This window comes from Flavonifractor sp. An306 (assembly GCF_002159455.1).
GTDB lineage: Bacteria > Bacillota > Clostridia > Oscillospirales > Oscillospiraceae > Flavonifractor.
Genome location: NZ_NFIQ01000205.1, coordinates 1 through 1,125 on the forward strand (window position 1 = coordinate 1; position 1,125 = coordinate 1,125).

A 1,125-nucleotide genomic window follows, 5' to 3' on the forward strand; every position below is an offset into this window, starting at 1 on the left:
CGAGCCAATCTCATTTTTGAGCGCATCCGATACCTTCCGCAGGATCGCCAGAGTACACCAACCAAGGAGCAAGCCCCCATGCGGGATTCCGTGATCCGGGAGGAAAGAATGCCAAAAAAAGAGTCTCGGTCGGAGTTCGACTTGGCCGGTATCAGCGGCAGCTCCAGTATCTCCAAGAGCGAAATCAGTACGGAGACGACCCATGAGCGCCCCTCTGTTCTGGCACGGCTGAAGGGGTACCGGGAGCAGCTAAATCGGCAGCACAAAGCGGCTCCGGCCAAAGGTCGGCACACAAAAAGAGGTCGGACAAAATAGCACAGAGATGCCATTGGCATCTCTGTGCTATAAACTGCTATCCACGCTCTTTTAATCTTTGGATCAAACCAAGCAAGGTCAACACATCTCTGTCCGGTAATGTGCGCAACTCATCGATGGCCTTTTGCATGAGAGCCGGATTTTCCGTGCTTTCATCGAAAAAGGCACTTGGGGTAACATCCAGGTATTCGCACATATAAAGAAACTCCGGCATAGAGGGCAAGGCGCGTCCATTTGAGATATTTTGAATATAATTGCGGCTGTGCCCCATATCCAAACTCATCTGATATTCAGATACGCCCTTTTTCATGCGAAGCTCGGTCATCCTTTTGCGGATAAAATTTTCATCCATGATATTCACCTCGCTACGCCCCTTATTGTATCTTGCCCAAAGTGCTTTTATTCACTCTCACAAAGGGAATAAGCGTTTGATTAAACCTTTATAAATGGTATAATCAAGGCGTCATTACAACAAGGAGCGTGCTAAGAGATGAGTGAGCAAGAACTGCGGAAACACCGTTGCTGCTTTACGGGGCACAGGCCAGAAAAGCTGAAAATTCCCGAAGAACAGCTATGTGTACAATTAGGACTGGAAATCGACCGAGCGATAGAAGATGGGTTTACTACATTTATTTCAGGGATGGCAAAGGGGGTAGATATTTGCGCGGCAGAACTGGTTCTTGAACGCAGAGTATCAGATGACCGACTGAAGCTGATCTGCGCACTTCCGTATGAAAATTTTGGGCTTCATTGGAGTGCGTCTTGGACTAGTCGTTATGTGGAGGTGATACGGCACGCAGATCTGGTGCG

General features: G+C 48.4%; 2 protein-coding genes. One reads left to right on the forward strand and one right to left on the reverse strand.

All coding sequences use genetic code 11. The annotated features are described in order from the left end of the window. Positions 1 to 352: 352 nt before the first annotated feature. Complete coding sequence (locus tag B5F88_RS19645) at positions 353 to 667, reverse strand: helix-turn-helix transcriptional regulator (RefSeq protein WP_087937065.1); 315 nt, start codon at positions 665 to 667, stop codon at positions 353 to 355. Positions 668 to 805: 138 nt separating this feature from the next. Between B5F88_RS19645 and B5F88_RS19650 the strand changes: the two genes are divergently transcribed. After that, positions 806 to 1,125, forward strand: a 320-nt coding sequence (locus B5F88_RS19650) for an SLOG family protein (protein WP_087937066.1), incomplete at its 3' end; no start/stop codon positions are given.